At 72.7% G+C, this 6,429-nt stretch carries 7 protein-coding genes; 2 read left to right on the top strand and 5 right to left on the bottom strand.

The genetic code is table 11. The annotated features are described in order from the left end of the window. Positions 1 to 219 precede the first annotated feature (219 nt). A complete protein-coding gene (locus L2I40_RS17060) occupies positions 220 to 594 on the bottom strand; it encodes a DsrE family protein (RefSeq protein ID WP_237216396.1) in 375 nt (124 codons plus the stop codon). Next, positions 591 to 1,415: a HesA/MoeB/ThiF family protein gene (locus tag L2I40_RS17055; RefSeq protein ID WP_237216395.1), complete on the bottom strand. Its 825-nt coding sequence runs from the start codon at positions 1,413 to 1,415 to the stop codon at positions 591 to 593. The genes L2I40_RS17060 and L2I40_RS17055 overlap by 4 nt, the downstream gene beginning before the upstream one ends. Positions 1,416 to 1,519: 104 nt before the next feature. On the opposite strand from L2I40_RS17055, the gene L2I40_RS17050 reads away from it, so the two are divergent. Next, positions 1,520 to 2,242, top strand: a complete 723-nt coding sequence (locus L2I40_RS17050) for a 3-keto-5-aminohexanoate cleavage protein (RefSeq protein ID WP_237216394.1) — start codon at positions 1,520 to 1,522, stop codon at positions 2,240 to 2,242. Between the two features lie 4 nt (positions 2,243 to 2,246). Here the strand turns inward: L2I40_RS17050 and L2I40_RS17045 are convergent, their stop codons facing one another. The 3 genes from L2I40_RS17045 to L2I40_RS17035 form a co-directional block, all read right to left on the bottom strand. Beyond that, entirely contained in the window at positions 2,247 to 3,017 is a 771-nt protein-coding gene (locus tag L2I40_RS17045; protein ID WP_237216393.1) for an SDR family NAD(P)-dependent oxidoreductase, read from the bottom strand. Between the two features lie 68 nt (positions 3,018 to 3,085). After that, positions 3,086 to 4,099 carry a class I SAM-dependent methyltransferase gene (locus L2I40_RS17040; RefSeq protein ID WP_237216392.1) on the bottom strand — a complete coding sequence of 338 codons (1,014 nt, stop codon included), beginning with the start codon at positions 4,097 to 4,099 and terminating at the stop codon, positions 3,086 to 3,088. 71 nt (positions 4,100 to 4,170) lie between these two features. Continuing rightward, positions 4,171 to 4,596 carry a DUF1489 family protein gene (locus tag L2I40_RS17035; protein ID WP_237216391.1) on the bottom strand — a complete coding sequence of 142 codons (426 nt, stop codon included), beginning with the start codon at positions 4,594 to 4,596 and terminating at the stop codon, positions 4,171 to 4,173. Between the two features lie 113 nt (positions 4,597 to 4,709). Between L2I40_RS17035 and L2I40_RS17030 the strand changes: the two genes are divergently transcribed. After that, on the top strand, positions 4,710 to 6,429 hold a 1,720-nt coding region (locus L2I40_RS17030), incomplete at its 3' end, for a HAMP domain-containing protein (protein WP_237216390.1).

Raw genomic sequence — 6,429 nt, 5'->3', positions numbered from 1 at the left:
GGCGTGGTCGTCGCGGCGGGTGGCGTGGCGGGGCTCGCCGCCGGGGCCTGGATCGGCCGTGGCGGTGGCAGGCTGCCCGGCGCGGCCAGCGGCTGCTGCGGCCAGGCCGGGCCGGCACCGAGCGCGAGCAACAGCAGCGCCGGGACGGCTCCACGCCGAACGACATCGAAGGGCATGGACGATCCCTGTGCCATGTCGGCGCGTCGGGTCAAGCCGCGTTCACAGGGTGACGATCTGTCCGTCGCCGACCGCGGCGAGGAAGGTGACGATACCGGCCACCTCGACGCCGGGGCGTAACGATACGGCCGCCATGTCCTCGGCCCTGAGCCCCGCCTCGCAGGCGATGCGGCGGAGGCCGAGCTCCTCCGCCGCGGCGAGCAGCGTGCCGATCCCCGCCACGCCCTTGGCCTCCAGCTCAGCCTCGCGAGGATCGGCTTCGAGCGGCCGCGCCGCGTCGAAGAGCCGGCAGCCGGCATTGGTGGCGAACAGCACCGCGTCGCGGCCCACCGCAGCTGCGGCGGTGGCGACCACCAGCGCGTAATGGGCACGCTCATGCCCGCCCGACACCAGCAGGACGCCGAGCGGCCTGCTCACAGCGCGCAGGCCGGCTGCGGCACGTGCTCATGCGCCGCCAGGTCGCGGATCGTCGCGGCCTCGCCGCACAGCGCGCAGGCCGGGTCGCGCCTCAGCTTCACGGTGCGGAAGCGCGCATCCAGCGCGTCCCACAGCAGCAGGCGCCCCGACAAGGTCTCGCCGATGCCGAGGATCAGCTTCAGCACCTCGGTCGCCTGCAGCGTGCCCATCACGCCGGTGACCGCGCCGAGCACGCCGGCTTCCGAGCAGGTCGGCACCAGCCCCTCCGGCGGTGGCTCGGGGTGCAGGCAGCGATGGCACGGATGCGGCACGCCCGCATGGCTGCGGAAGACGGAAAGCTGGCCCTCGAAGCGCAGCACGGCGGCGGAGACCAGCGGCCGGCCGAGCAGGTGGCAGGCGTCCCCGAGCAGGAAGCGCGTGGCGAAATTGTCGGTGCCGTCGCAGACGATGTCGTAGCGCGGGATGAGGTCCCGCGCGGCCTCGGCATCCATGCGCCGCGCATGCGTCTCGACCCGCACCTCCGGGTTCAGCGCGGCGAGTGTTTCCGCCGCACTTTCCGCCTTGTTGCGGCCAATCCGCGCGGTGACGTGGGCGACCTGGCGCTGGAGATTGGAGAGCTCCAGCGTGTCGTGGTCCACGAGGCCGATCGTGCCGACCCCGGCGGCGGCGAGATAGAGCGCGAGCGGCGAGCCCAGGCCGCCTGCCCCCACCACCAGCACGCGCGCGGCGCGCAGCCGCGCCTGGCCCACCGCGCCGACCTCGGCGAGCAGGATGTGGCGCGAGTAGCGGCGCAGCTCGTTCTCGGTGAAGTCGAGATCCATCGGCGGGATATGGTCGCCCCAAGGCGCTGGGCGCAAGCCCGCGCCCTGGCGCGCGGCGCGGCTTGGCGCATACTCCGCCGACCGAAGAAGGGACCGCTCCGCGCGTGGCACGTCGCATCCAGGCCTGTCTCAACGGCGCGCGGGCGGTGGGCTTCCACCCCGCCCTGCCCATCACGGCGGAAGCCCTGGCCGTCGACGCGGCGCGTTGCGCGGCCGCAGGCGTCGTCGCGCTCCACATCCATCAGCGCGATGCGGCCGGGGAGGAGACGCTCGAACCAGAGACGGTTGGCGCCGCCGTCGCAGCGATGCGCCGCGCCGCGCCGGGCCTGCCGATCTCGGTCAGCACGGGTGACTGGATCGAGCATGACGATGCGCGGCAGATCGCCTGCGTGCGCGGCTGGGCTGCGCTGCCGGCCGAGGCGCGGCCGGACGAGGCCTCGGTCAATCTCTCGGAGCCCACCGCACCGGCCGTGATGGAGGCGTTGTTGCGCGGCGGCATCGGCGTGGAGGCCGGGGTCGCCTCGCTGGCGGACCTGGACCGGCTGCTGGCCCTCGACCTGCTCCCGCTCTGCCGGCGCGTGCTGGTCGAGATCGACGACGTGGAGCCCATCCCTGCCGAGGCGCTCGCCACCGCGATCCTGGCGCGGCTGGACGGCGCGCCGGAGCGGCAGTTGCACGGCTTCGGGCGCAGCGCCTGGCCGATGGCGCGCCGCGCCGCCGCGCTCGGGCTGATGCTGCGCCTCGGCCTCGAGGATGTCGCCGAACTGCCAGACGGCGGCGTGGCGCCCGGCAACGCCGCGCTGGTGGCAGCCGGGCTCGCGCTGTAGCCGCCTACATCATGTTGGCGGTCACGCCGCCATCCACGAAGATCAGCTGACCGGAAACGAAGTCGGACGCCGGCGAGGCCAGGAACACCGCGGTGCCGGCGATCTCCTCGGGCGCGGCGTAGCGCCCGGCCGGGCAGCGGCGCTTCACCGTGGCGAGCCATTCGGGGTTGTTCAGCAGCGGCTTGTTCATCTCGGTGTCGAACCAGCCCGGGCCGATCGCGTTGCACTGGATGTTGTGCGGACCGAGTTCGACCGCGAGCGCGCGGATGAACATCTTCAGCCCGCCCTTGGCCGCCGAATAGGGCGTGATGGTGCCGCGGCCGAGGTCGGAGGCGAGGCTGCCGGTCGCGATGATCTTGCCGCGGCGGCGCTGCTTCATCCCCGGCACCAGCAGCTTCGAGAGGCGGAACAGCGCCGTCAGATGCGTGTCGAGCACGCTGTGCCAGCCTTCCTCGGTCAGCTCCTCGACCGGGCCGCGATACTGGTTGCCGGCGTTGTGCAGCAGGATGTCGACCGGGCCCATCTCCGCCACCGCGCGCTCGATCGCGGCCGGGTCGCGCACGTCGAAGGCGGAGATGCGGACCTTGAGGCCCTCGGCGCGCATCGCCGCGGCCTGCGCTTCCAGCGTGGCGGGATCGCGGCCGTTCAGGATCACCTCGGCGCCGGCGCGGGCGAGGCCGGTGGACATCGCGGCGCCGAGGCCGCGCGAGGCGCCGGTGACGAGCGCGACGCGCCCGGTGAGGTCGAACATCGCGGCGTGCTGTGGCGATGGCATGGGCGGTCCCTCGTTTCTTGGCAACCCGCAGCGTGCGCTGCCACTGCCGGACTCATGCTGGTGCGGTATCAGCCCCGTTCCGGCGGTAGAAGCGCCGGATTGCGCCAACCCTGAACGCCGTCCACCCGGACCAATGGTCCATCGACTGTCATAACGAGGATAGCCGGCCGCTCGATCTCCAGGCGCCACCCCGCCGCGAGAAGCGACGACATCAGCCGTCCTTCGATCTGCCGCGAATGGGTGCCGATGACCACATAGGCGACTTTCTCGTAAAGCAGGTCGAGGCAGCCGTCGACCAAGTCGGCCTCGCCGCCCTGAATGTCGACATGCAAAAGGTCAAGGCGCGCGACCGGAGCCAGAAGCTCATCGAGAGAAACCATCGGCAGCTCGTCGTGGCTTCCCGCAGCGATGGCGCGGGCGCGCTCCGCCTCGGTGGCGCCGAACACCGGCTCGAGCCCCCAATGGGCGCCCGCTCGTCCCTGCCGAGGGAACAGCGCGACACCGGACTGCGCCGCTGCGATGCCGCGGCGGATCGTGATCTGCTCGGGCGTGAAGCCGTTGGTCGTTGCTGCCTCAAGCGCGAAGGCGACATGGCCGTCGTCCCCCTCAACGCCAAGTAGGGTAACGGCGAGGCCGGCGCGACGAGCTGCAACGCCGGTGTTGTTCAGCCAGCATCCCCATCCGCAGCCGAGCTCGGCGACAGCGAAGCTGCCGCGCGCCAAGTCGACCGCACGAAGCGCCGCGCCCCATTCCGCGACATCGGCATGCCAGTTGGCTGGAATCGGGAGACCCTCGACTTGGCCCTCCTTGCCGTCGAGCAGCCCCGCGAGGAAGCGAGGCGCCATCCTGACGCCGAGGAAGTTGGTGAACTGGCCCGGCATCGGCGACGGATCAGGCAGCGCGTGCCGACGTATGACCTCAATCGGGTCGAAGGAGGCGTGGTAATGCAGGAATGGGCTGCCAGCCTCGGTCGCCGCAGCGGCTTGCATGGCGGCGAGTTGAGAGGCCAAGAGGTTCCGCGACTCGTACAACCGGCGAATCGGCGGGATGCCGAGAGCCAGCCGCTTCAGAACAGGCGTCATCGTTCGTCTCTATATGCCCCTAGTTGGCAGGCCCCGGCGACAGCCCTGCGAGCCTGATAGCGCGATAACGCTCAGATAAGACAAAGCTCCGCAAGCTGCCGGCGCAGGGCGGGGGGCAGTTTCTCGATACCGACCGCCGGCACCTGGCCGCGCGCCAGGTCGGGCGGGGCGGCGGCGGGGTCGAGGTAGCGCCAGCCCTGGAAGGGCTTCTGCGGGCGCAGTTCCACCGGCACCAGATCCTTGTGGAGCACCAGGCCGCAGCAGGCGCTGCCGTCGTCCCACTGCTCCTCGCGCACGTCGAGGATGCGCTGGCGGACGCGGACGAAGCCGCCGATCACCCAGTAGAGCGAGCCGCCGTCGAGGATCTCGGGCACCCGCTTCGGCATCATCCGGGTCTGGTGGCGGAGCGGCGGATCGAGGCGGGCGCGTTGCGCCTGCCAGGCCTCGAGTTCGGCGACCTCCTTCACCCCGACGCAGAGCTTGATGATGTGCAGCATTGCCGGCCCCGCATGGCGCAGGCGGGCGAGTCCGCGCAAGGGGTGTGCGTTCACGGCACGTCAAGCGACCGCATGGCACGAGGCGCGGGAAGCATCCTGTCCGGACCCTGCCCATGCGCGCCTTCCTGAACCTGTCCGTCGGCCGGAAGCTCGGGGCCTCCGCCGTGCTCGCGGTCGCCATGCTGGCCGTGCTCGTCGCGGCCGTCTGGCACCAGACGGGGCGGGTCGCGGGGCTGCAGCGCGCCGAGACGCAGCAGGAAGCCGCCTTCAACCGCATCGAGGTCGGCGCCAACCTGGTGCGCGAGGTCCCGGTGCTCGAGCGCGACCTGCTGCTGACTCCGGATGCCGCCGGCCAGGCGCCGGCCCGGGCGCGGCTGCTCGGCCGCCTGGAAGAGGGTCTGGCCGAGGTCGCGGCCGGCGTGGCGACGGCGGAGACGCCGGCCCTGTCGCGGGCGCTCGACGCCCTGAAGCGCGCCGCCGCGGCCTATCGCGAGGCGCTCGCCACGCTGGCCGACCAGCGCGTCGAGCTGATCCGGGCGCGGGACGAGCGACTCTTCGCGCAATCGGCCGACTACGACCCGATGTTCGAGGCGGTGAGCGGCGCGCTCGGCTTCGATCTCGAAGGGGCGGCGCAGGAAGAGGTGCGGCAGCGCCTGATGACCGTGCATGCGGCGGTGAACGACACCCGCCTGGGTGCGCAGCGCCTGCTGGCGACGGGCGAGGAGTCGCAGCTTCGCCGCGTGCGGCGCGGCATCGCGCAGCTGCGCGTGCACGGACGCAGCCTTGCCTCGGCGGAGGCGCCGGCGCGGCTGCGCGAGGATCTCGGCCGCCTGAACGAACGCGCGCAGGCGATCGCGCAGGCGGCCGAGGAGGTGCTGCTGGCCGGGGAGCGCGTGGCGCGGCTGCGCGCGGAACAGGTCGGCCCGGCGCGCGAGGCGCTGCAGCGGCAGCTCCTGTCCTTCGGCGAGGCCGGGCATCTGATCGCCGCCGAACGCCGGAGCAGCCTCGTGCAGGCGTCGGAACGCGCGCGCGACCTGACGCTCTGGATCGGGCTGGCGATCGCAGCGATCGTGGTGCTGTCGGGCGTGGCGATGGCGCGCAGCATCGGCGCGCCGCTGCGCCGCCTTGCCGGCGCGATGCGCGCGATCGCCGGCGGCAACACGCAGGTGACGGTCGCCGATCGCGGGCGCCGGGACGAGATCGGCACCATCGCGGAGGCGCTGGAGACGCTGCGCGGCACGGTCGGGCAGGCCTTCGCCCAGGGCCAGATGCTGGGGCAGCTGCCGGCGGCGGTGATGAACGCCGATCCGCGGGACGACTTCCGCATCACCTACATGAACGCCGAGACGCACAGGCTGCTTGACCGCATCAAGGCGCATCTGCCGGTGCCGCCGGAGCAGCTGCTCGGGCAGGGCATCGACGCCTTCCACCGGCTGCCGGAGCCGGATCGGCGCCGCCTGTCGGAACCCGACAGCCTGCCGCACAGCGCGCGGATCCGGATCGGCGACGAGGTGATCGAACTGCGCGTCTCGGCGATCCGCGACGCCGGCGGCGCCTATTCCGGCGCGATGCTGTCCTGGCAGCTGGCGACGGAGAAGGTGCGGCTGGCGGACACCTTCGAACGCGAGGTCGGCGCGGTGGTCGAGGCGGTGGCGAGCTCGGCGGAACGGCTGCAGGACAGCGCCGGCGCGCTGTCGGGCGCCGCCGCCACCTCGCGCGAGGAGGCGACGGCGGTGGCCGAGGCCGGGGCGCGGGCGCGCGGCGACGTGCAATCCGTAGCCGCTGCCGCCGAGGAGATGGCGGCCAGCGTGTCGGAGATCGCGCGGCGCGTCG

Origin of the sequence: Falsiroseomonas oryziterrae (assembly GCF_021864505.1) — a bacterium.
Lineage (GTDB): Bacteria > Pseudomonadota > Alphaproteobacteria > Acetobacterales > Acetobacteraceae > Falsiroseomonas > Falsiroseomonas oryziterrae.
This window is presented reverse-complemented; position numbering and strand designations above follow the sequence as displayed.

Coding starts and splice junctions, on each gene's coding strand:
- L2I40_RS17055 (WP_237216395.1), bottom strand. CDS start 1,415: ATGGATCTCGACTTCACCGAGAACGAGCTGCGCCGCTACTCGCGCCAC.
- L2I40_RS17035 (WP_237216391.1), bottom strand. CDS start 4,596: ATGCTGCACATCATCAAGCTCTGCGTCGGGGTGAAGGAGGTCGCCGAA.
- L2I40_RS17040 (WP_237216392.1), bottom strand. CDS start 4,099: ATGACGCCTGTTCTGAAGCGGCTGGCTCTCGGCATCCCGCCGATTCGC.
- L2I40_RS17045 (WP_237216393.1), bottom strand. CDS start 3,017: ATGCCATCGCCACAGCACGCCGCGATGTTCGACCTCACCGGGCGCGTC.